Annotated in this window: 20 protein-coding genes; 5 read left to right on the top strand and 15 right to left on the bottom strand. The window is 63.7% G+C overall.

Going from position 1 to position 23444, the window contains the following annotated elements; translation table 11 throughout:
* Window positions 1-106 precede the first annotated feature (106 nt).
* Genes araD through JOH52_RS23165 form a run of 3 tightly spaced genes read left to right on the top strand, consistent with a single transcriptional unit; the run spans window position 107 to window position 3515 of the window.
* Window positions 107-1828: an L-arabinonate dehydratase gene (gene araD / locus JOH52_RS23175; RefSeq protein WP_014527618.1), complete on the top strand. Its 1722-nt coding sequence runs from the start codon at window positions 107-109 to the stop codon at window positions 1826-1828.
* A 26-nt stretch (window positions 1829-1854) separates the two neighbouring features.
* Window positions 1855-2580: a ribonuclease activity regulator RraA gene (locus JOH52_RS23170; RefSeq protein WP_010975034.1), complete on the top strand. Its 726-nt coding sequence runs from the start codon at window positions 1855-1857 to the stop codon at window positions 2578-2580.
* A 2-nt stretch (window positions 2581-2582) separates the two neighbouring features.
* Complete coding sequence (locus JOH52_RS23165) at window positions 2583-3515, top strand: 2-hydroxyacid dehydrogenase (protein ID WP_014530843.1); 933 nt, start codon at window positions 2583-2585, stop codon at window positions 3513-3515.
* A 217-nt stretch (window positions 3516-3732) separates the two neighbouring features.
* Here JOH52_RS23165 and JOH52_RS23160 read toward each other — a convergent pair whose 3' ends face one another.
* From JOH52_RS23160 to JOH52_RS23130, 7 genes are all read right to left on the bottom strand, one after another.
* Entirely contained in the window at window positions 3733-4620 is an 888-nt protein-coding gene (locus JOH52_RS23160; RefSeq protein ID WP_017275032.1) for a DMT family transporter, read from the bottom strand.
* A complete protein-coding gene (locus tag JOH52_RS23155; RefSeq protein ID WP_014530845.1) occupies window positions 4617-6257 on the bottom strand; it encodes an ABC transporter ATP-binding protein in 1641 nt (546 codons plus the stop codon). The genes JOH52_RS23160 and JOH52_RS23155 overlap by 4 nt, the downstream gene beginning before the upstream one ends.
* Window positions 6254-7186: an ABC transporter permease gene (locus JOH52_RS23150; protein ID WP_014527622.1), complete on the bottom strand. Its 933-nt coding sequence runs from the start codon at window positions 7184-7186 to the stop codon at window positions 6254-6256. The genes JOH52_RS23155 and JOH52_RS23150 overlap by 4 nt, the downstream gene beginning before the upstream one ends.
* An 11-nt stretch (window positions 7187-7197) precedes the next feature.
* Window positions 7198-8121, bottom strand: a complete 924-nt coding sequence (locus tag JOH52_RS23145; protein ID WP_010975029.1) for an ABC transporter permease — start codon at window positions 8119-8121, stop codon at window positions 7198-7200.
* A 72-nt stretch (window positions 8122-8193) separates the two neighbouring features.
* Entirely contained in the window at window positions 8194-9702 is a 1509-nt protein-coding gene (locus tag JOH52_RS23140; protein ID WP_014530847.1) for an ABC transporter substrate-binding protein, read from the bottom strand.
* 123 nt (window positions 9703-9825) lie between these two features.
* Entirely contained in the window at window positions 9826-10797 is a 972-nt protein-coding gene (locus JOH52_RS23135; RefSeq protein ID WP_017273127.1) for a dihydrodipicolinate synthase family protein, read from the bottom strand.
* Window positions 10798-10849: 52 nt separating this feature from the next.
* Entirely contained in the window at window positions 10850-11581 is a 732-nt protein-coding gene (locus tag JOH52_RS23130) for a FadR/GntR family transcriptional regulator (RefSeq protein WP_107010482.1), read from the bottom strand.
* A 107-nt stretch (window positions 11582-11688) separates the two neighbouring features.
* On the opposite strand from JOH52_RS23130, the gene JOH52_RS23125 reads away from it, so the two are divergent.
* A complete protein-coding gene (locus JOH52_RS23125) occupies window positions 11689-12393 on the top strand; it encodes a GntR family transcriptional regulator (RefSeq protein ID WP_003532175.1) in 705 nt (234 codons plus the stop codon).
* Between the two features lie 101 nt (window positions 12394-12494).
* Window positions 12495-13253: a sulfite exporter TauE/SafE family protein gene (locus JOH52_RS23120; protein WP_014527625.1), complete on the top strand. Its 759-nt coding sequence runs from the start codon at window positions 12495-12497 to the stop codon at window positions 13251-13253.
* A 75-nt stretch (window positions 13254-13328) separates the two neighbouring features.
* Here JOH52_RS23120 and JOH52_RS23115 read toward each other — a convergent pair whose 3' ends face one another.
* The 8 genes from JOH52_RS23115 to JOH52_RS23080 all read right to left on the bottom strand — a co-directional run bounded on the left by JOH52_RS23115 (window position 13329) and on the right by JOH52_RS23080 (window position 23415).
* On the bottom strand, window positions 13329-15131 hold the full coding sequence (locus JOH52_RS23115; protein WP_014530849.1) for an NAD(P)/FAD-dependent oxidoreductase: 1803 nt from the start codon (window positions 15129-15131) through the stop codon (window positions 13329-13331).
* 214 nt (window positions 15132-15345) lie between these two features.
* Complete coding sequence (locus JOH52_RS23110) at window positions 15346-17229, bottom strand: sigma-54-dependent Fis family transcriptional regulator (protein ID WP_010975022.1); 1884 nt, start codon at window positions 17227-17229, stop codon at window positions 15346-15348.
* An 87-nt stretch (window positions 17230-17316) separates the two neighbouring features.
* Window positions 17317-18564 (bottom strand): L-2-hydroxyglutarate oxidase, encoded by a 1248-nt coding sequence (gene lhgO, locus JOH52_RS23105; RefSeq protein ID WP_014530850.1) that lies wholly within the window; start codon window positions 18562-18564, stop codon window positions 17317-17319.
* A gap of 92 nt (window positions 18565-18656) precedes the next feature.
* The gene (locus JOH52_RS23100; protein ID WP_014530851.1) at window positions 18657-19643 is read right to left on the bottom strand and encodes a TIGR03885 family FMN-dependent LLM class oxidoreductase; all 987 of its coding nucleotides are present in this window, start codon (window positions 19641-19643) and stop codon (window positions 18657-18659) included.
* Between the two features lies 1 nt (window position 19644).
* Window positions 19645-21279, bottom strand: coding sequence for an alpha-amylase family protein (locus JOH52_RS23095; protein ID WP_014530852.1), 1635 nt, complete (start codon window positions 21277-21279; stop codon window positions 19645-19647).
* Complete coding sequence (locus JOH52_RS23090; RefSeq protein WP_014530853.1) at window positions 21276-21671, bottom strand: sensory rhodopsin transducer; 396 nt, start codon at window positions 21669-21671, stop codon at window positions 21276-21278. The genes JOH52_RS23095 and JOH52_RS23090 overlap by 4 nt, the downstream gene beginning before the upstream one ends.
* 120 nt (window positions 21672-21791) lie before the next feature.
* On the bottom strand, window positions 21792-23021 hold the full coding sequence (locus JOH52_RS23085) for a D-arabinono-1,4-lactone oxidase (protein ID WP_014530854.1): 1230 nt from the start codon (window positions 23019-23021) through the stop codon (window positions 21792-21794).
* A 1-nt stretch (window position 23022) separates the two neighbouring features.
* Window positions 23023-23415 carry a sensory rhodopsin transducer gene (locus JOH52_RS23080; RefSeq protein WP_015456573.1) on the bottom strand — a complete coding sequence of 131 codons (393 nt, stop codon included), beginning with the start codon at window positions 23413-23415 and terminating at the stop codon, window positions 23023-23025.
* Window positions 23416-23444: the final 29 nt, after the last annotated feature.

The raw sequence follows: 23444 nt of genomic DNA, 5'->3' as shown, positions 1-23444 counted from the left end.
TGCTCCCGGCCCGCCAGATCTACACTAATGCATTAGTGTATTGCGCCCCGTTTCCCGCCATGCTACACCCGCGTGGAAGATCCACCTGTCGGGAATATCCAAGCCAATGACATCCACACTTCGTAGCGCACGGTGGTTTGCCCCCGATGACCTGCGCTCTTCCGGTCACCGCTCCCGCCTGATGCAGATGGGCTACGACGCCAAGGACTGGGGCGAGAAGCCGATCATCGCCATCCTGAACACATGGTCGGATCTCAATCCGTGCCACGCTCATTTCAAGCACCGGATCGACGACGTGAAACGCGGCGTGCTGCAGGCCGGCGGGTTTCCCGTCGAACTGCCGGTGCAGTCGCTCTCGGAAAGCTCGCTCAAGCCGACGACGATGCTCTATCGAAACTTCCTGGCCATGGAGGCGGAGGAATTGCTGCGCGGCCACCCGATCGACGGGGCCGTACTGATGGGCGGGTGCGACAAGACCACGCCTGCCCTCGTCATGGGTGCGATCAGCGCCGGCCTCCCGATGATCTTCCTGCCGGCCGGCCCGATGCTGCGCGGGCACTACAAGGGCGAGCATCTCGGCTCCGGCTCGGATGCATGGAAGTATTGGGACGAGCGCCGCGCGGGAACGATAACGGATGAGCAATGGATCGGCGTGGAGGAGGGGATCGCCCGCTCCTACGGCCATTGCATGACCTTCGGAACGGCAAGCACGATGACGGCGATCGCCGAGTCGCTCGGTTTGACGCTTCCCGGCGCCAGCTCGATCCCCGCAGCCGACGCCAACCACATCCGTATGAGCACGCGATGCGGCAGGCGGATCGTCGAGATGGTTCACGAGAAGCTGGGACCTGAGAAGATCATCACCGAGAAGTCGGTCGCAAATGCGAGTGCCGTAGCAATGGCGACCGGCTGTTCGACCAATGCCGTGGTGCATCTCATCGCCATGGCGCGACGGGCCGGGGTGCCGCTGACGCTCGAAGATCTCGACGGGATCAGCCGCACGACGCCCGTCATCGCCAATATCAGGCCTTCCGGCAAGCAGTACCTCATGGAGGATTTCTATTATGCCGGCGGCCTGCGCGCGCTGATGGCGGAGATGAAGGAGCTGTTGCATCTCGACGCGATGACGGTGAGCGGATTTCCGTTGGGGGCGACGCTCGAAGGGGCGGAGGTGCACAATTCCGACGTCATCCGGCCGCTTTCCAACCCGATCTATCATGAAGGCTCGCTGGCCGTCCTCAAGGGCAATCTGGCGCCGGATGGCTGCGTCGTGAAGCCGTCCGCCTGCGAGGAGCGGCTGCGGGTCCATGAGGGGCCGGCGCTCGTCTTCGACAGCTATCCGGAGATGAAGGCCGCCATCGACGACGAGGATCTCGACGTCACGCCCGACCACGTGCTCATCCTCAGAAATGCGGGGCCCAAGGGCGGGCCCGGCATGCCGGAATGGGGTATGCTGCCGATCCCGAAAAAGATCCTGAAGCAGGGCTATCGCGATATGCTGCGCATCTCCGACGCCCGCATGAGCGGGACGAGCTACGGCGCCTGCATTCTGCACGTGGCGCCGGAGTCCCATGTCGGCGGGCCCCTTTCGCTCGTCAGGACCGGAGACATCATCCGCGTCGACGTGCCGAACCGGACGATCGACATGCTGGTCGACGAGGAGATATTGGCGATGCGGCGGGCCGCATGGACGCGCCCCGCCGACAAATACGAACGAGGCTATGGCTGGATGTTCTCGAAGCACATCAAGCAGGCCAATGAAGGCTGCGACTTCGACTTTCTCGAAACCGCCTTCGGAACAGCCGTGGGCGAGCCCGACATTTTCTGATTTCACGAACTTCCCAGGGAGGAAACATGACCACCTATGTTCTGTCCGACGAGACACGCAGGAAATTCGAAGGCGTAAGCTGCGCCACCTTGTGCACCGCCCTCTTCAAGCGCGGCCTTCGCAACCAGTTCATCCAGGACGTTCGTCCGGTCGCGCCGAAAGCGAAGAACATGGTCGGCCAGGCCTTTACCCTTCGATACATCCCGGCGCGAGAAGACCTGAACCAGCTTTCCGCCTTTCAAAATCCCGAACACCCGCAGCGCGCGGCCGTGGAGAAGTGCCCACCCGGTTTCGTCATGGTGATGGATAGCCGGAAGGATCCGCGGGCGGCTTCCGCGGGTTCGATCCTGGTTTCGCGGCTGATGGTGCGCGGCGTCGCCGGCGTCGTCACCGACGGCGGTTTCCGGGACAGCCCGGAAATCGGGGAGCTCGACATCCCCGCCTATCACAGCCGTCCTTCCGCGCCGACGAACCTGACGCTGCACCAGGCGCTCGACATCAACGTTCCGATCGGCTGCGGCGACGTCGCCGTCTGGCCGGGAGACGTCGTCGTCGGGGATCGCGAAGGCGTGGTCGTCGTGCCCGCGCATCTTGCCGACGAGATCGCCGCCGAAGCCGTCGAGATGACGGCCTTCGAAGACTTCGTCACCGAGGAAGTCCTGAAGGGACGCTCCATCATCGGCCTCTATCCCGCCACCAAGGATGAGACGAAGACGGAATTCGCAGCCTGGCGCCGGACCAAGGGACGCTAGGCATGACGATGCTCCGGGACATAACCATCCTTCAGGCCGCCGAACTGCCGGAAAAGACCGATCTGGAACTGAAGGAAACCTTCAATACCGTCCGGCTGCCGAAGGATGCCTCGGCGATCGGGCCGTTTCTTTCCGAGTACGGAGCGCGTATTCGTGGCATCGCCGTCAGGCACGCCCATATCGATGCGGCCATGCTCGACCGCCTGCCGGCGCTGGAGATCATCTCCAGCTACAGCGCCGGTCTCGACGGCATCGATGTCGAGACCGCGCATGCCCGTGACGTCGTCGTCCGCAACACGTCGAAGATCCTTGCCGAGGATGTCGCCGATCTTGCGCTTGCACTGAGCATTTCGGCCACGCGCGGCCTCATGCGCGGCCACGATTTCGTGCGCGAGGGCAAGTGGGGCGGGAGCGCCTTCCCGCTCGGCCGCTCGCTGAGATCGATGAAGACGGGGATCGTCGGGCTTGGACATATCGGCTCGGCGGTCGCCGTCCGGCTGAGCGTGATGGGAGCGCCGACCGCCTATTACGGCCCGAGACGCAAGCCTGTCGACCTTCCGTATTTCGACGGCATCGAGGCGCTCGCGGCCTGGGCCGATCTCCTGATCGTCACCTGTCCTGCGAGTCCCGAGACGATCGGCCTCGTCAATGCCGCCGTGCTCGCGAGCCTTGGCCCGGAAGGCTATCTGGTGAACGTCTCGCGCGGCACGATCGTCGACGAACAGGCGCTCATCACGGCGCTGGCCGGAAACGGGATCGCCGGCGCGGCCCTCGACGTCTTCGAGAAGGAGCCTTTCGTCCCGGAAGCGCTCCGCACCGATCCGCGCGTCGTCCTGTCGCCGCACATGGGCAGCGGTACGCGCGAGACGCGGCAACAGATGGGCGACAGCATGGTTGCCGCATTGGTGGAACATTTCGAGAGCCGAAGCGCGTGATCGTTCGCAAAAACCCCTCCCCAACCCCTCCCCACAGGTGGGAGGGGCTCTGGCGCCCGTTGCACCCGATTGCCATTCCCCAGAACCTTGAGACTGTCGCGACGGTCAGAGAGGCGACGAGGCCACGGCCGGTTAGCCCCTCCCACCTGTGGGGGCCTGTGGGGAGGGGTTGGGGAGGGGCATTCGTTCCTTGCGTTGCGCGCTCGCGGACCCGCCCCTATCCTCGCCTCCTCCCCTCGCGGTGAAAGAGCAACGCGATCGCCCCGAGGATGATCGCTCCGCCGATCACGACCTCCAGCCGGATCGGCTCGCCGAAGAGCACGAGGCCAAGGATGAGGGCGATCGGCAGCCGGATGAAATCCACGATAACCAGCAGCGAAGCGTCGGCGAGCTTCATTGCCCTCGCGAAGGATAGCTGGGCGAAAAGGCCGCCGATGCCCTGCAGCGTCATCAGCGCGAGGCTGAACAGCGAAGGCGTCTGCCAGAAAGGCAGAGCCATGACGAAAGCCACGGGGACCGTCACGAGCAGGTTAAGCCAGGCGATGCTGAGCGGGTCCTCACGTTCGGCCGAAACCTTCATCAACAGCGCGACGATGGCGAGGCCGACCGCTGACGCCAGCGCCCAGGCCGCGCCTGACTGGAAGGTTGCGCCGCCCGGCCTGACGACGATCAGAATACCGGCGAAGCCGGCAACGAGGCCGAAGACCCGGGCGGCCGAGAACCGCTCACCGAGGAAAAGTACCGACCCGAGCGCGACGAAGAGAGGCATGGTGAAGGCGATCGCGGTCGCGGAGGCCAAAGGTATCTCGGTGACGGCAATGAAGGCCGCGACGAGCGCAAGAAGCTTGATGACGGCCCTGATCGCATGGACGGAGAAATGCATCGCCCGACCGCTGGATTGCGCGAAGCCGAGCGGAAAGCCGCGGCGGCACAGCAGCAGATAGAGCGCGATCAGGCTGGCAAGGTTACGGAAGAAGACGATGCCGATCGGGTGGACCTCCCCGGCCACGAAGCGCACGATGACGCCGTCCATCGCCGCGACCAGGGAATTTGCCCCCATCAACAGGGCTCCTGCGACCACCGCAGGCAGGGCGATCTTCTTCATGCCGCGTCGGCGGCTGTCTGCCACTTCGGCTTCGGAGTCGCATTGATGAGCTGGCGCGTATAGGCATGTTGCGGATTGCGGAAGATCTCTTCCGTCGTCGCATGCTCGACGATCTCGCCGCTCTTCATGACGATGATGCGATCGGCAAAGTGACGAACGATCGGCAGATCATGGGTTATGAAGATGTAGGCGAGGCCCAGCCGGTCACGCAATTCCGCCAGAAGGTCGATGACCTGCACCTGCACCGAGACGTCGAGCGCCGAGACGGCCTCGTCGCAGACGACGAGCTCCGGATCGCAGGCAAGCGCCCGGGCAATGGCGATGCGCTGCCGCTGGCCCCCTGAGAACTGGTGCGGATAGCGTTTGGCGTGCTCGGGGTTCAGGCCGACGAGCCCCAGCAATTCGGTGACACGGTCGCGCCAGCGCGTCTTCTCCAGAATGTCCTTGTGGATGCGCCACGGCTCCGAGACGATGTCGAACACCGTCATGCGCGGGTTCATCGAACTATAGGGGTCCTGAAACACCATCTGCACCTTCCGGCGGAAGGCCAGCAGTTGCTTGCGGTCCATCTTCAGGACGTCGCGTCCGTGAAACAGCGCCTCGCCGCCGGAAGCCTCGTTCAGGCCCAGAAGCACGCGTGCGACGGTCGACTTGCCGGAGCCGCTCTCGCCAACGATCCCGATCGTCTCGCCGGCTGCGACGTCGAAGCTCAGGTTCTTGACCGCATGCAATCGCGCCGGCTTCGCAAAAAACCCGGACGAGAGCGTATAGAACTTGTCGATGTTCTTCACTTCCAGGATCGGTTTCCCGGCCGGCCTCGCCGGCCTCGGCGGCGCTCTATCATCGGCATGCGGGAGGGCGTTGATCAACGTCCGCGTATAGCTGTGGGCGGGATTTTCGAAGACGGCGCGGGCTTCGCCCTCCTCCACGATGCGGCCGGACTTCATGACGATCACCCGGTCGGCCATGTTCGCGGCCACCTCGAGGTCATGGGTGATCATGATGATGGCAAGGCCGTCTTCGGCCTGCAGCTTCTTCAAAAGCTCGAGGATCTGCGCTTGCACGCTCACGTCGAGCGCCGTCGTCGGCTCGTCGGCAATCAGGATTTCCGGCCTGAGCGCGATCGCCATGCCGATCATGATGCGCTGGCGCTGGCCGCCGGAAAACTGGTGCGGATACTGATCGATGCGCTTCTCCGGCTCCGGGATGCCCACGCGCCCCAATATCTCGATCGCCCTCTGCCGAGCCTCGGCACCGCTCGCCACTCCGTGGACAGTGAAGACCTCCTCCAGCTGCCAGCCGATCGTATAGACGGGGTTCAGATGCGACAGCGGGTCCTGGAAGATCATCGCGATCCTGCGGCCGTTGAGGTCCCGCCGCTCCCCCTCGGAAAGCGAGGAGAGATCGCGTCCGCGATAGGCGACCGACCCGGCGCAGATATCGCCCGGAGGCGTGTCGATGAGCCCCATGATCGCACTGGCGCTGACCGACTTGCCGGAGCCGGACTCGCCCAGGATCACGAGCGTCTCGCCGGCGTCGACATGAAAGCTGAGCCCGCTCGTCGCACGGAAGGCACCGCCGAGCGACAGGAAATCCACGGTCAGATCCTTGACCTCGAGGAGGTGTGGGCCGGTCATTTGCGTTTCTCCGGAATGCCCTTCTTGGAGCGGGCGAGTTCGATCCGCCAGCGCTGCTGCGGATCGGCATAGGTGCGCCACCAGCTCGACAGGATATTGAGCGAAAGCGTGGTCAAGAGGATCGCGAGTCCGGGCCAGAAGGCGATCCACCAGGCGGTCGAGAGATAGCCGCGGCCGGTGGCGACCATGGCGCCCCAGGTGAACTCAGGCGCCTGTATGCCGAGGCCGAGGAAGCTCAGCGACGACTCGGCAAGAACAACGGTTGCGAAGTCGATGGCGCCGATCGTGACCAGCGTCGGCAGCACGATCGGCGCGATGTGACGGAAAAGGATGCGCGTGTGGTTGGCGCCGAGCGCGACGGCGGCGCTGACGAACATCCGCTCTCTCACCTCGAGCACTTCCGCACGCGTTGTGCGCAGATAGATCGGCACGCGGGTGATCGCGAGCACCAGTATGAGATTGGTGACGGAAGGGCCAAGGCTGAAGAGGACGATCAGCGCCAAAAGCAGCGAAGGAAAGCTCATCACGATGTCAGCACCGCGCATGATCATCGTGCCGGCGGCGCCTCGCGAATAGCCGGCAATCAAGCCGAGCATGCCGCCGATCACGACCGAGCAGAACACCGCAAAGAACGCGATGCCGATCGTGTTCTGCGCACCCACCACGAGCCGCGCGAGCAGGCTGCGGCCGAGCGTGTCGGCGCCGAGCACGTAAGTCCAACCCTGGGACAGGCTGAACGGCGCCATGTTTCGGGCGCGGAAATTGGGTTTGTCGATGAGGTCGCCCATCAGCCACGGACCGAAGACGGCGCATGCGACCACGAGCAGCAGGAAGATCACCGCGGCGAGCGCCAGCCAGTCCCGGCTGATGAGGCGCAGTATCTGAAAACGCGAGACTTTCGTCTCGGGGGTATCGGCGGAAGTCGTCATGGCCGTCGCGCTCATCTCGTTTCAAACCTTATGCGTGGATCGAGCCGCGCATAGACGAGGTCTATCGCGATGTTCAGAACGAAAATGGCAATCGCCGTCACCAGCACCGTCGCCTGGATGAGCGCGAAGTCGCGCCGCACGATCGCGTCGATCATGAGCTTGCCGATCCCCGGCCAGCCGAAGATGGTTTCCACGACGACGGCGCCGTTGACGAGGCTGGCGGCAAGGTCGCCGGCGACGGTGATGACCGGGAGCAGCGAGTTGCGCAGGGCGTGGCGGAAGACGATCCGGGACCGGTTCACGCCCTTGGCCCGCGCCGTCTTCACATAGGGCGAGGCAAGCGCACCCATCATCGTGCCGCGAACGACCTGGACCAGCAGGCCGAAGGGTCTGAGGGTCAGAACGAAGATCGGCATGATCCAATGCAGCGCCGTTCCCGTCCCGGAGGTCGGAAGCAGGCCCAGTCCGACGGAGAAGACAAGGATCGCCACGATCGCAACCCAGAAATCCGGGGCGCTGGCGCCCGCAAGCGACGCGGTGCTCGCGATCTTGTCGAACAGGCTGTTCGGGCGTGCCGCGGCAAGCGACCCGACGACGACGGCGAAACAGAGAGAAAGAACGATCGCGATCACGGCGAGCTTCAGCGTTTGCGGAAAGGCCTCGAGCGCGACTTCCATGGCCGGCCGGTTGCGGCTCAGCGCGTCCCCGAAATCGAATCGGGCGAGATCGACAAGGTAACGGCCGAATTGCACGACAAGAGGATCGTTGAAGCCGTGCGTCTCCGAGAAGGCCTGACGCTGCGCTTCGGAAGAATCGAGCGGCAGATAGAGATAGGCCGGATCGCCGGTAAGCCTCGAGAGGAAGAAGACGAGCACCAGAAGTCCGATCACCGCGATCAGGCTCTGGCCGGCGCGTCTGAGAATGAAAGCGAACACGGCGTTTCCTTTCCACCGTAATCAAGGAGGGCGCCGCGACGTGAGACACGCCGCGGCGGCAGGTCGGGTTCGTCAGTCCTTGAAATGGATCTCGGAGAGCGCGATCTCGCTGTTCGTCTTGAGATCCGGCTTCCAGTCGAGGCGCGAGCCGACGCGGACATAGCCGATCATGTGGTACATCGGCACGTCTGCGACGATTTCGTCGTGCACCTTCGCGAAGACCTCCTGAAACAGCTTTTCACGCTCGTCGCCGGTCGCGGCCATGGCTTTCTTCAACACGACGTCGAGGTCGGGATCGGCGATCGTCGAATATTGTCCCTCGCTCAGATACATGACCGGAGCGGTAAACCCGGCGTCGCCCGTATTGTTGTCGTGCTGCTGCTGGAAAAGCGTCGGCCCGCGTCCCTCCGGGAAGGGCTTGTCGAGATAGCGCACCCAGTCGGCCGCTTCGAGCTGGCGTATCGAGACGTTGAGCCCGATCTCCTGCCACATGGATCGCATCGCTTCGAGGCTTTCGGCCGAGTTCGGGAAGAAGCCGTTGCGCCCGATCAGCACGATCTCCTTGTCGACCGGAGCGCCTGCGGCCTTGGCTTTCTCGACCAGCTTCATCGCCTCTTCGGGATTGTAGGTCCATGGCTTGATATCGGGATTGTGGCCGCGCACGCCCGGAACGACCATTTGCGAGGCCCGCAGGACGTCCTTGCCGAACAGCGCTTCGCCCATGCCGTCCCAGTCGATAGCCATGTTGAGCGCCTTGCGGATGCGGACATCATCGAGCGGCGGGATCTGCGCATCGATGCGCATGCGGGTCGTCTCGGAGTTCAGATAGGCAAAGTCAGACTCGGCATTGGTGGCGTCCTGCACGGCGATGGATGGGGTCATGTCCGCTTCGCCGGATTCGACCATGGCCGCCCGGATGGCCGACTCGCTGCGCCAGACATAGGTTGCGCGCGTGACGTCCGGCTTGGCGCCCCAGTAAGCATCGTGACGCTTCAGGACGATCTGCTCGTTGGACTTGCTTTCGACCACATAGGGTCCCGTGCCGACGGGATCGTTGCTTTCCTTGTCGAACGGCATGTTGGGGGAGACGATCTGCACGGTGCCGAGCAGCGTCGGCATGATCGGCACCGGGCTGTCGGAGGAGATCTCCACCGTCTGCGCATCGACCGCTTTCGGCGTCAGCTTGACGTCGCCGAATTTCGAGCGGCTGTCGCAGGTGAGGCCGGGGTTCATCAGGCGGTTGATGGACTTGACCACCGCTTCGGCATCGAACGCCGCGCCGTCCTGAAACTTGACGCCGCTCTTGAGATGCACACGCCAGGTCAGATCGTCCACCTGCTCCCATTTTTCAGCAAGCCAGGGGCCGACGGTGCCCTTCTCCGTGTCGATGACGGTCAGGGTCTCGGTAATGTTGGAATTGATGATGCGGCCGATATCCGACCTGATGGAGCGACAGGGATCGAGGTTGGCCGGCTGCTCCGGCAATACGATCTTCACCTCGCCTTCGGCGGCCATCGCGACGCCGGAAAAGAGCGTCGCGGTCAAGAGCGCCACGGCGCGGGTACAATAGCGGATGGTCATTTCTTTCTCCTCCTCGGTAAAGACCAGGACGTTGCGGCGGGCCGTTTTCGGCCTCGTAGTCCTCCGGCACCGCATCCGCACTAGCGCACTAATGTATTAGTGTGTCCACACAAAAGTGTCAACTCAGGCTGAAGCCGCCGCCGCTGCCTTTCCGGAGCGCCTCAGGCAGGCGGCTTCCGCCGCCTTCAAGGCCTCCACCGCGGCGCCGACGGGGTCAAGCTTCGCAGCACTCAGATTGGAGATCATGGGCATCAGCGGGCCCGTGTCGGCGATCCCCGCCAGCCGCATGCCGTCATGAAGCACCTGCAAGCCGCCAAGGTCCGTGCGAACTCTCTCGAACTCCAGAAACGGCTGGCTGAGCTCCAATGCCTCGGCGCCGCGCCCGGCCTTGTAGAGCGTAAGGAGCTCCATCGCGGCCGAAGGGGCAATGCAGACCGCGCCCGAAGTATAGGTCGTCAGTGCGCGGCGGCCGAGATGATCGTGGATCGGCGTTTCGCCCATGCCGCTCGCCATCCGGTCTTTTCCGATCGCCCCTATGACGGCATCGAGATAGGCGTCCTGCGCCGGATCGGCCCGCTCCACCGCATATTTGACGAAATCGACGGCGCCTTCGGAGACGAGGCGGGCAAGCTCGTCCGGATCGACATAATTCTCCCGCTTCAGATAGAGCACGAGGCCATGGCCGAGAATCGCCGCGAGGCGGCGCACGCCATTGGCGACACCGGCGGGATCTGCCGGGAATTGTGTCGGGAGCAGCATCACGTTCTTGAAACCCAGGTCGCGGGCGATCGGCGCCTGCGCCATGGCCTTGCCGAAATCCGGACCGATCGACGTTATGAGACCGGTCTGCGGCGCAGCAGCCGCGATCACCGCCTCCATGCCCGCGCGATAGTCGTCCAGGCCGAAATGATAGAGGTTGGCATTTCCGCCATAGAGGAGAATGCGCACCCCGCCTGCCTCGATATGACGAATGATCGCCCGGTTGGCGTCGGCGTTCACCGTCAGATCCGCATTCAGCGCGATGGGCGGAACTGCCACCACCGAAGCTGCGTAATCACGGGCACCAAGTCGAGTTTGCATGAGAACCTCCTCCATAAGTCGGTTTTCATTACAACATGGCCAACGATTTGTAAAATATATTTACCTATCAGGAGTCGATTGTACCGTCCGTCATCCGTCGGCGCGCGTTGATGATGTGCGTTTCCATCGCCACCCGCGCCCATACGGCATCTTTCGTGCGGATCGCGTCGACGATCTCGGCATGTTCGGCAATGACCCGGCGGGCACGTGCCTGCGATCCGGACCGGGTGAGGGCAAGCGAAACGTTCATGAAGCTGGTCAGCGAAACCTCCGGGCCCTCCAGCGCCTTGGCGAAAAACTCGTTTCCCGTCCCCTCGCAGATCGCAAGATGGAAACGCCTGTCGCTTTCCGGCAGGAAGGCCCCACGGCCGACCTCATGGGCGAAGGCCTCATGGGCCTCGAGAATGGCGGCAAGCTGCTTTTCCGTGCGCCGCTCCGCTGCCAGTGCTGCCGCCTGGCCTTCCACGTAGAAGCGAAGCTCCTGATAGCGCAGGAAGCGCGAAATATCCTCCAGGTCGGCCAGGTTCGGCAGATCTTGCGAGGGCCTGCTCAAGACATAGGTGCCGCTGCCGCGCCGCGCTTCCACGAGGCCGTCGACCCCCAGGCGCGCAAGCGCCTCGCGGACGACCGGCCGCGAGACGCCGAAGCGTTCGGCGAGTTCGTTCTCTGTCGGCAGACGTGCGCCCGGTTGAAAGATGCCGTTCAATATGTCGTGCAGGATGCGCCCGTAGACCTGATCGGCATAGCTCGACGGGCGGGCTTCGGCTAGGCTTTCGAGGATGGGCGACTTCTCGGGCACGGCGATCCTTCCTGTCCTGCCGGGGAGGCCGGCCGGCGAGATCCACTTCACACTAACACATTAATGCATTATTACAGGATCGGGAACCGTCCTGGAGGATTGGATTTTTGACATCGGAAGCTCCGGCTGCCAAACATCGCAGCGGCCTTGACCGCACCCGGCAGATCGCGCCGCAAATCGTGGAATATCTTCGCGAGAGGATCCTCGCGCTCGACCTCGCCCCCGGTACGGCGCTCTCGCGTGTCGAACTGCAGAAACAGTTCGGTCTCAGCCAGACGCCGGTGCGTGACGCGCTGATGCGCCTGGAGGAGGAAGGCCTCGTCACCGTCTACCCCCAATATGCGACGCTGGTCTCCAAAATCGATATCAATCTGGCCCGCCAGACCCACCTCATGCGCCGCGCGGTCGAGCAGGAAGCCGTCTTCAATCTGGCGGAAAAGGCCAACAGGGGACAGATCGCAGACCGGCTGCGAGTGGCGAACACCAAGCTGAAAGCCCTCGCTTCGAAGGAACATGCGGAGTTTCTGGCGGCCGACCGTGCGTTTCACTTCATCATCTTCGAGGAAGCGGGGCTGGAGCACATCTGGCCGATCATCCGCCGCCACAGCGGCCATATCGATCGTCTGCGGCGCCTCAATCTCGTCAATGTCGGCACCAAACGTGTGGTGGACACCCACGACATGATCATCGAAGGGATCGAAAAGGGTGCGCCGGTCGAGGCAGCGCAAGCGATGAAGACCCACCTCTCCGGCACGTTGTCGATGATCGACGACATCGCGGCGCGTTATCCGGATTACATAGAACTCGGGTAGGATGCCCGGGAGCCGCGCGCGGACACCTAATCGGTAGGTTCGCGGACGACGTTTCCGCGGATCTCCTTGTCTGATCCGGCTCGCCTGAGGGCAAGTTCGACATGATGGATTATCTTCTCCTCGCCGCCTCGGGTTTCATCGCCTGGATCGTTTCTACGATCGGCGGCGGAGGTGGAGCCATGCTTCTCGTGCCGCTCATCGGCTTCATCGCCGGTGCCCAGGCCGTCGCTCCCGTGGTGGCTGTCGCCACCCTCATTGCGGGAGGCGGGCGCATCCTGATTTTTTTTGGGGATATCGAATGGCGCGTCGCCGCCTGGGGTCTCCCCGGCGCGGCGCTCGGCGGCGTCCTCGGCGCCGCCGCCTTCTCCAACACCTCGGCGGAATGGCTTCAGATCGTCGTCGGCCTGTTCCTGATCTCGACAATATTCCAATACGGCTTCGGCCGGCGGGAAAGGACCTTTGCGGTAGCTACCTGGTGGTTCTTCCCGGCACAATTCGTCGTCGGCTTTCTTTCCGGCCTGATCGGAGCCATCGGGCCGATCCTGAACACGCTCTATCTCAATGCCGGCATTACCAAGGAAAAGATGGTAGGGACCAAGACCGCGATCTCCTTACCCATGCATCTCGCCAAGCTCGGCACATATACGGCACTCGGAGCGTTGACAGGCAAGCTGCTGTTGTTCGGCATCGCCGCCGGGCTGGGAGCGCTTCTCTCCAACTGGCTCGCCAAGCGGGTGCTGACGAACATGAGCGAGCTGAATTTCCGCGCGATCGTGGTCGGCTTCATGGCGCTGAGCGGAGCGGTCATGATCTGGGAGCAAAGAGAGACGCTCCTGCGGATTTTTCCGGGGAGCACTTAATCCCGCCCGGGATCTGGCCCGCCAACCAGGCCACGCCCGATGCCAGCCGGACTTCTCCGGCTGGCATCTTGCCGATCAGGAAAGGTGGTGGCGTTCCTGGAGGCCATAGACGGGCGTCGATATGCCTTCGCAGCGCGCTTTCAACTGCAGCGAAAGATACTGCGAATAGTGCCGCGACTGATGCAGGTTGCCGCCGTGGAACCAGAGCGCCTCCTGCTGCGTCGGCTTCCACATGTTGCGCTGCTCGCCCTCCCATGGACCCGGATCTTTCGGCGTATCGGAGCCGAGACCCCAGACCTTGCCGACTTTGTCGGCGACGTCCTTCGAGATGAGGTCGGCCGCCCAGCCGTTCATCGAACCGTAGCCTGTGGCGTAGACGACGAGATCGGCCGGAAGCACCGTACCGTCCTTCAGCACCACGGCATCCTCGGTCAGGTGGCTGACGTCGGAACCGGATTTCAGCTTGATGCTGCCATCGATGACGAGGTCGCAGGCGCCCACGTCGATATAGTAGCCGGAGCCGCGGCGCAGATATTTCATGAACAGGCCGGAGCCGTCGGCGCCCCAGTCGAGCATGAAGCCCGCCTTTTGGAGATCGGCGTAGAATTTGGCGTCCCGCTCGCGCATCTTCTCGTACAGCGGGATCTGGAACTCGTGCATGATCCGGTAGGGGAGCGAGGCGAAGATCAGGTCGGCCTTGCGCGTCGTCACGCCGGCGGCAAGCGCCCGCTCGGAATAGAGATCGCCGAGCCCGATCTCCATCAGCGTGTCCGATCGGACGATGTGCGTCGACGATCGCTGCACCATGGTCACATCCGCGCCGCCTTCCCAAAGTGCGGCGCAGATATCATGCGCGGAATTGTTGGAGCCGATGACGACCACCTTCTTGCCGCGATAGGCGTCGGGCCCGGGATGCTGCGAAGAATGCTGCTGCTCGCCCTTGAAGATGTCCTGGCCTTCGAGCTTCGGCACGTTCGGCTTGCCCGACATGCCGGTTGCGAGAACGAGCTGTTTCGGCCTGAGGACGACCTCCTCGCCGTTCCGTTCGACGATCACCGTCCATTCCTCGGTCGCCTCGTCGTATCGCGCCGACTTGCAGAGTGTGGAGCTCCAATAATTGAGTTCCATCACCCTGGTATACATCTCCAGCCAGTCACCGATCTTGTCCTTCGGCGCAAAGACGGGCCAGTTTTCCGGGAAGGGGATATAGGGCAGGTGATCGTACCAGACCGGGTCGTGCAGGCAGAGCGATTTGTAGCGCTTGCGCCAGCTGTCGCCGGGGCGTTCGTTCTTCTCGATGATGATCGTCGGCACGCCCAGCTGCCGCAAGCGCGCGCCGAGCGCGATCCCGCCTTGGCCGCCGCCGATGATGACGGCATAGGGCTGCGTCGTGTAGCCGAGTTCGGCTGCTTCCGCTTCGCGCTTTTCCTTCCAGGTCTTACGGTCCGGGTCATGACCGTGTTCGGCGCCGAGCGGCCGCCTGAGCCCCTTCGGCTCCTCATGCCCCTTGAGCTCCGTCATCGTCGTCAGAAGCGTCCAGATCAGCCCGTTCCTGAGACGGATATGGCCGTGGCCGCGCGCCACCTCGGTCTCGAACTCGAACCACCCTTCGGTGACGCCGTCGCCGGCGCTCGCCGGTTCCTTCTCGTCCTGGCGCAGCCGCGCCGGCTTGATCGCAGCGAGCTGCGTCGTCAGCATGTCGCGGATCTGATCCTGCCCCTCCATCGTCTTGAGATTCCAGGTGAAGGCGACGAGGTCGCGCCAATAGCAGTCGGCCTGGAACAGGTTGACGGCCGCATCGATGTCGCCCTGTTCAAGGGCTTTTCCGAGTTTGGCGAGCACGGTATCGACGCGGGTGCCGGGACTTTCTTCAAGCATGGGTATCCTCCTCTTCGCTTGGATGGCACACGGGCGGCTCCTCAACCGCCCGCAGACGCTGGTCGTCGAACCATCTTCTGCAATGACCGTGCCAGGGCAGAAAAACGAGTGTTTTCAAGAAGCGAGAACGTGGAGGTGTCGCATGATGCGACGCGGCTGCAACATGTGTGGCGCCGCGCCTGTTGCACGGCCGCCTGCCGCGACGGATTGCGCCTCAATGGCGGTGCGGTTTGAGGCGGTAGCGCTTGATCTGCCGGTGCACCGTCGAGCGATCGAGCCCCAGCCGGCGGGCAGCCTCGGAAATGTTCCAGTTGCAAGCGGTCAGCGTCAGGCTCAAGGTCGCGCTCGCCTCGTTTCCGCCGACAGTGTCCGCATTCGCCAGGAGTTGGTCCGGCAGGTCGCCGAGCTCCACGACGCCGTTCTCGGCAAGTGCCGCGGCGACCCCGATGACGTTGTCGAGCTCGCGGATGTTTCCCGGCCAATCGTGGGCCTTGAGCGCAGAAAGCGCGGCCGGGGACAATATCAATTCGCCATCGCCGTGCCGCTTCAGGAGTTGCTCCAGAACCCAGTCGAAGTCCGGCCTGTCCCGGAGCGCCGGAAGGGTGAGCGTCGCGGCATTGAGCCGGTAATAGAGGTCCTCGCGGAATGCTCCTTGCGAGACGAGCGTCTGCAGGGGCCGGTGCGATGCCGACACGATCCGGATCCGAACCTTCCGCGGTGCCGTCCCGCCGACCGGCAGCACCTCGCCCTCGGCAAGCACGCGCAACAGCCGGCTTTGCAGGGCAAGCGGCATGTCGCCGATTTCGTCGAGGAAGAGCGTTCCGCCGTCCGCCTGCTCGATCAGGCCCTTGCGACCCTTTGCCGAAGCGCCGGTGAAAGCTCCCGGCAAGTAGCCGAAAAGCTCGCTTTCGATCAGCTGCTCCGGGATTGCCGCACAATTGATGGCGACGAACGGGCCCTCGAGACCGCTGCCCTCGTGGATGGCCCGCGCGAGATGTTCCTTGCCCGTTCCGGTCTCGCCCTGAATGAGGATCGGCAATCGCGTCCGCGCAAGCTTTGCCGCCTTTGCCTGCAGCGCCGCGATCACGGGCGCGTCGCCGCCGAGCCGCCGCAAGGCCGGTGGAATTTGCTCGCGCGAAACGAGCGGTGCGCGGACCTTCGAGTGCGGCTCGATCGCATGGGCGAAGAGCGCGTTTCCATCCCGCGCGAAGACGAGCCGCTCCCGGGTCGGGCGCCGGCGGGTAAGGTCGGAAAGATTGTCGACCTCGATGTCGAAGAAGCGCGACACCGGCTCGCCGATCAGTTGCTGCGGATCGCGCCAGTCGAGGCCTGTCGAACGCGCAAGGATTTTCGCTCCCGCATGCGTCATGCCGGCGATGCGGCCGAGACCGTCGATCGAGATCGCCGCCTCCGGATCGACGTCGAGGAATTCGGGTGAGCGCGAGAATCGCAGGACCCATTGATTACGCGCTTGCGCCATGAGATTGGCAAGCTCGATGCGCCTTACGGTCGCGCTCACCAGGTGCAGTGCCAGGTTCTGGCTCGCCTTGAGGATCGGCGAACTCAGAAGCGAGATGTCGAGCACGGCGGAGAGTTCGCCCTGGATGTCGTAGATCGGCGCGGCCGTGCAGGAGAGCGGCGTGTGGGTGTTGTCGAAGTGGTCGGTCTGGTGGATCGTCAGCGCCTCTCCCGTTTCCAGGCACGCGCCCACCGCACAGGTCCCGGCGCGCCACTCGGACCACTCCGAACCCAAATAGAGCCCCGCCTTGCGCAGGCTGTTGCCGAAGAGGGGATCGCCGAGGAACTCGACCGTCACGCCTTCGCGGTCGGAAAGCAGCAGCACGTAGTTCTGCCCCGCCACCTGGCGGAACAGGTTTTCGAGCCCCGAACGGGCGATGGCGATCAGATCCTCCGATTGTTGGCGGTGTTCCCTAAGTCGCGTTTCCGGAACGATATAGGCTTCACAACTCTGCGCCGGATCGAGCCGGTGATGCTCCAGGCAGCGCAGCCACGATTTCACGACCGTCTCGTCGCGGCGCACGGGAAGACCACGGCTGACGCGTTCGATTTCGCGGATGTGCTCGGAATGTGAAACCATCACCGCCTCCCAACGGACCGCGCTTGCTCCTCCGGCAGAGTGTGCGCATGGCAGGGGCGAAAGTAAAGGAAGCGGCGGCTCGATGCACTACCGATGAAGTTGCGCATGAGTCCCATGAAGCGATTGTGATCGTTCCGTCGCGGGAGGAGCCCCGTCGAGCAGGCGATCGACGATCATGCGGCCGATCGGAATTGCCGAGGTCGCAGCCGGCGACGGCGCGTTGCAGACGTGGAGCATCCTTTCGGTCTGTTTGAAGAGAAAGTCGTGGACGAGGCTGCCGTCGGCCATGACCGCCTGCGCCCGGATGCCGGCCTGCGGGACTGCGAGGTCGTCTATCGTGAGCGACGGGCAGTATTTCCGGCACTCCCGCAGATAGCGGAACCGCGATGCCGAATTGGCGAATTCCGTGATCGCCGAACGCCAGTTCTTCGCCGCCATTTTCCAGAAGCCGGGAAACGCCGCCATGTTCGCCACATCGGCCGCTTTGAAGCTGCCCTTCGGGTAGCCCTCGCGGGCAAAGCCCAGCACCGCATTGGGGCCGACGGTCATGCCTCCGTCGATCGTCCGGGTCAGGTGAATTCCGAGGAAAGGCAGGTCCGGGTCGGGAATGGGGTAGATGAGGCGCCTGGTCATACCGGCCTTCGATGCCGGCAACACGTAATATTCGCCCCGGAACGGAACGATGCGGTGGTCGATGCTGAGGCCGGCCATGAGCGCGATGCGGTCGGACTGCAGGCCGGCGCAGGCGATCAGCCTGCGCGCTTCGATGCGGCCGGTTGCACTTGCGATCCGCACGCCGCCATCCTCTTCGGCAATGGCAGTGGCCTCGACCCCGCACCGGATTTCGCCGCCCCGGACTTCGATGCGCTCGGCCATCGCCCGGCAAACGGCCGAATAATCGACGATCCCCGTCGCATGGACGAGAAGCGCACCGAGGCCGGCGATGTTAGGCTCGTCCGATCGCAGTTGCGACTTCGACAGGCGAGTGTATTCGATCCCATTCTGCTGCGCTCTTTCTTCCAGGCTCTCCATGCGCTCGATCTCGGCATCGTTCGTCGCGACCAGCAATTTGCCGCAGGTTTCGAACGATATGCCGTTCCCGGTGCAGAATTCTTTCGTGGCCTCCGCTCCCTCGCGGCACAGCTTCGCTTTCAGGGATCCCGGTGCATAGTAAATCCCGGCATGGATCACACCGCTGTTGTGGCCCGTCTGATGCCGCGCAAGCTCCCGCTCCTTTTCCAGAAGCACGATCCTGGCGCCGCCCATCCTTTCCTGCAGCGCCATAGCGGTCGCAAGACCGACGATGCCGCCTCCGATGATGCAATAGTCGTACAAGCCGCACCCCTCCCGCCCGATCCTGCCGGCATTGGGGGAACATAATGCATCAGACGTCAAGGTGGAAAACCGGCTAGACTGCTGTCGTCAACTTACTCGGTTGCCGGTCGGGAAGCGCGCACGCGCGGCAGCACCGTGCGCCCGAAGACGCCGATGAATTCGAGCTGATTGCGCCCGACATTGTGGAGGTAGATCTCGTCGAAGCCTGCCGCGATATCCTCTTCGATCCAGGCGAGGTGCCGCCCCGGATCGGAAGAAATGCGGACATAGGCGTCGAGGTCCTCCGGGCGGACACCGCTCGTCGCGGTTTCTATGTCGCCCGGCGTCCTCAGGGTTTCCGACTGAAAGGCGCTGAGCGCATTGCTCCGCCACTGGTCGAAGGCGTTCCGCCGCGCCTCCTCGTCGCTTCGGGCATAGGACACATGGACCTGAAGACAGAGCGGCTTGCCGTCGCCGCCGCCGCGCTTGAAGGCCTGGGCGATCGCCGCGAGCTTTTCCGGCGACTGATTGACGGTGATGAGGCCGTCGGCCCATTCGCCGGCACCTTCCGCCGTTTCGGGCGTCAAAGCCGCTGCGATCAGCGCAGGCGGAGTTTCGGGAAGCGTATAAAGCCGGGCCTCGGAGACGGCAATGGGCGCGTCCCTCGTCACCGTCCGGCCGGCAAAAAGCTCGCGGATGACGTCGACCGCCTCGCGCAGCCTGGCGTTTCGTTCCGCCTTTCCGGGCCAGGCACCGCCGACGACGTGTTCGTTCAGTGCCTCGCCCGTGCCGAGCGCAAGCCAGGCAAGGCGCCGCGGAAACATCTGGGCAAGGGTTGCGGCGGCCTGGGCCGTTATCACCGGGTGATAGCGCCAGCCGCAGGGAACCGTGACGAGGCCGAACTTCCGCTCAGTTGCCTGGAGGGCGGCACCCAGCCAGGCCCAGGCAAAGCCGCTTTGCCCCTGGCGTTCGCTCCAGGGCGCCAGATGGTCGGAGGACATGGTGCAATCGAACCCGGCCTCTTCCGCCGCCCGCGCCCAGTTCAACAGGTCGAGCGGGGTGAACTGCTCGTGCGATGCGTGATAGCCGATGCTCGCCATCTCAATCCTTCTTTCCCGAATGAAGCCAGACGTAGCCGAACGGACCGAGCCCTATCGCCAGACGCTGCCCGGAAAGCTCGACCTCACCCTCGCCGAGAATGTCATTGAGCCTGGCGTCGATTGCGCCGGGCAGTTCGAGCTCCGCCCGCCGCTTGCCGTCCGAAAGATTGTGCAGCACCACGAATAGTTCGGTGCCGTCGGAATAGGCCAGCGCGAACAGCGCCGGGTCTCCGGTGTGCAGCATGACCGGGCGTCCCCTGTTGAAGAGCTCGTGCCGGCGCCGCGCCAGGATCATCGCCCGCACGCGGTTCAGAAGCGACCCCGGGTCCTCACGCTGAGCTTCGACATTGACCCGCTTGAAGGAGAATGGGCCGTCTGTCACCGGCGGCTGGACGAGTTTGGCGCGCTGGGCGGTGGAGAAGCCGGCATTGGAACCCGTATTCCACTGCATGGGCACGCGGACCGGCTCCCGGCCCGGTCGGGAAAGGTCCTCGCCAAGGCCGATCTCGTCGCCGTAGAGAATGAGCGGCACGCCCGGGGAAGACAGAAGCAGACTGAAGGCGAGTTCTATTCTCGCCCGGTTTCCGTCCAGCATCGGCGCAAGGCGGCGCCTGATGCCGCGTCCGTAGATCCGCATCTCCTCATCCGGGGCGAAGGCCGCAAAGGTTTCCTCTCGAATGTCTTCCGGCAGGCGATCGAGGTTCAGTTCGTCGAGATTGCGAAGGAAGTTCGCCCAGCCGCGATGGGGAGGCGGCTCTGGCATGATCGAAAGCGCCTGGCCGATGGGGTCGGCCTTCTGCCCCGCGAGGCTCGCGGCGAAAGCCGCACACAACACGAAGTTGAACAGAAGGTCGAGCTTTCCGTCGCCGAAATAGGACCGCAGCTTTTCCGGCGCCAGGTCCGCTTCGCCGAGCAGAAGGCCGTCCTGGCGCCTCCCGTCGACCAGCTTGCGCATTTCCCTGAGAAAGCCCTGGGGGTCCCTGGGGTCCGCGTGCTCTATGCCGGTTTCGCCGATTACGAATGGCGCGGCATCCACCCGGAATCCGTCGACGCCCAATGTCAGCCAATAGTCGACTACACGAAGCAATTCGTCTCGCACCGCCGGGTTGGCGATGTTCAGGTCCGGCTGGAAATGGCGGAACTTGTGGAAGTAATAGGCCTGGGCGAGATCGTCATAGGTCCAGACACTGCTTTCCTCGCCGGGAAACGCCGTCTTGTTGTCCGGAGCGACCGGCGGCGGGCTTTCCGACCAGACGTAATAGTCGCGGAAGCGGCACCTCGCGTCGCGCCGCGCCGCCTGGAACCACGGATGCTCGCTGGATGTGTGGTTGGCGACGAGATCGACGACGACGCGAATGCCCTGTTCGCCGGCGGCGTGCAGGAAATCCAGGAAGTCGTCCAGCGTTCCGAGAACCGGATCGATGGAATAATAGTCGCTGACGTCGTAGCCGTTATCGGCAAAGGGGGACCTGAAGAAGGGCGAGAGCCAGACACAGTCGATGCCCAGATAGTGCAGATAAGACACGCGCTCCTTGAGACCTATGAAGTCGCCGATCCCGTCGCCATTTCCGTCCGAAAATCTGCGCACGTCGATTCCATAGATGACCGAGCTCGAGAACCACGGCGCCTCTTTCATCGTCCGCTCCCTTGAAGGTTCCGCTCCGCATAGGCCGCGGTCGCCACCGCGCTGCGCGATGCTGTGCCGCTGTCGAGGCGGGTAAATTGCACGACCACGGGAATATCCGCGTCGATGACTGCGCCGAAATCCTCGTCCAGCGGCAGCGCCTCGGGAAAGATCAGGTCGTTGAAGCGGATGCGGCGGACCCGCCTCGCGGCGACCTCCACCTCATAAGGTCCGACAGCCGGACGATCCGCATAATGGATATGAATGCGCAGCCTGGCCGGGCTGTCGCAACAGTTGAGCACCGCGATCTCGTCCCGGCTCGTGAATTCGGGTTCCGTGCCGTTGCTTTCAAGGGGAATGCGCCCCCCGGCTATCGTCCATCGCCTCTTGCCGATCGCCTGCATGCGCCCTCCTAGACCACGATGTTTTTAGTCGGGTCGACCTAAAAACATGAACGTGATCGATTCCAAAAAATTAGAGCGGGATGCGGGCGGAAAACCGCGCACACTTTTCCTCATCCCGCTCTAGCACCCGAAAAGCCCGCGCAGATACGGCGTGAGAAACCGTCCGCCCGGATCCATTTCCTGTCGGACCGCGAGAAAACGATCCCACATCGGGTAAAGGGGTCTGAGCTCGGCTGCGCGAAGGCTGTGCTTCTTCGCCCAATGCGGCCGCCCGCCGTGATCGCGCATGATCGGTTCGAGGTCGAGAAAGAAGTCCCAATAGGGGAGCGTCGCATTTTGATGAAGCGATATGCTCACGGAATTCCGCCCATACGCCTCGCTGAGCCAGCTGTCGTCGGCCTTGATGTAGCGAAAAAGCAGACGCCAGCCGACGGAGCGGCGCCATCTTTCCTTGATCCGCGCGCGCAGCTTTCCGAGGCATTCCGGCCCCGCTTCGGCGGGCATGGAATATTCCATCTCCTCGAAACGATGCGGAAGGTCGCTGTGCTGGGGAATGACCTCGTGCGGCGGGCCGGTTTCGTCCTTTGCCAGCCGTGCGAAGGCGCCGTAATCCTTCTCCTCGCCGGGCGGGTTGAGGCAACGGATCTTCACCTCGTCGGAGCGGGGATACCAGTAGAAATCGAAGTTCCGGTTTTCGCGGGAGAGCTTATCGAGCACCTCCATGCATGGCTCGAAGGCAAGGCACCATTCCTGGCGGTGCAGATCGTGCAGCGGCTCGAGCTTCAGAGTGGTCCAGGTGAGAATGCCGAGCGTCCCGAAGGAGACGCGCAGGGCCCGCACGAAATCCGGCTCCTCTTCCACGTCGAACGTCCTTATCTCACCCCCGGCGGTGACCAGGCGGCCGCCCACGAGCATCATCGACAGGTTGGGGAAATCCCGTCCGGACCCATGCGTTCCGGTTCCGATCGCACCGCCGACGGTCTGGGTGGCCACGTCGCCGAAGTTTGAGAGCGTCATGCCGGCTGCCTGCAGCTCCTTGCTGAGCTCGGTCAGCTGCGAGCCGGCGCCGACCGTGGCGCGGTGGTGTTGCGCATCATGCTCGCGTAAGCCGCAGATGCCGGCCATGGAGACCAGGATGTCGTCGGTCACGTAAATCTCGCTCGACGAATGGGCCGAGCCGACCGGCCGTATGCTGCGGCCCTGCCGCGCGGCTGCGCGCACGAGCGCCGCCACGGTTTCCTCGTCTTCCGGCACATCCAGACGCGACGGACGAAAGCGCAGGCCGCCCGACCAGTTGTGAAAATCCTGGCCGAGGTTCTGAGAGGTAGCACTCCACGGTGTGTTCGGCATGCTACTCCTGGCAATAGGCGATTGTGCTCAAGAGAGCGTGGGGCGGTTGCCGGGAATCGAGCCGCGTCTGCTGCACGACGATCGGCGTGTCGGATTCGATCAGCGAGGCATAGGGCGTGTCCCGCGGCACGCGCTCCGGATCGTCGAGATCGTTGAAACGCAGGTGGACCGTCCGGCGGGCCGCGACGGTTACACGGTACGGACCTGCGGGCTCCCGGTCGGAAAAGAACAGCATGATCTCGACCTTGGCCGGCGTGTCACCGGTATTCAGGATGCAGGCGCTTTCATGGGAGACGAGCGCTGGGGAGACGAGCGCGGGATCGTCGCTCGCGCTCGAAGAAGGGATGTAGCCGTCGGCGATTGCCCATCGCCTGCTGCCTATAGCATGCGTCATTCTCGGGTCCTCGAAGCCCATACTTCCGG

Origin of the sequence: Sinorhizobium meliloti (assembly GCF_017876815.1) — a bacterium.
In the GTDB taxonomy this organism is placed as follows: domain Bacteria; phylum Pseudomonadota; class Alphaproteobacteria; order Rhizobiales; family Rhizobiaceae; genus Sinorhizobium; species Sinorhizobium meliloti.
This window is presented reverse-complemented; position numbering and strand designations above follow the sequence as displayed.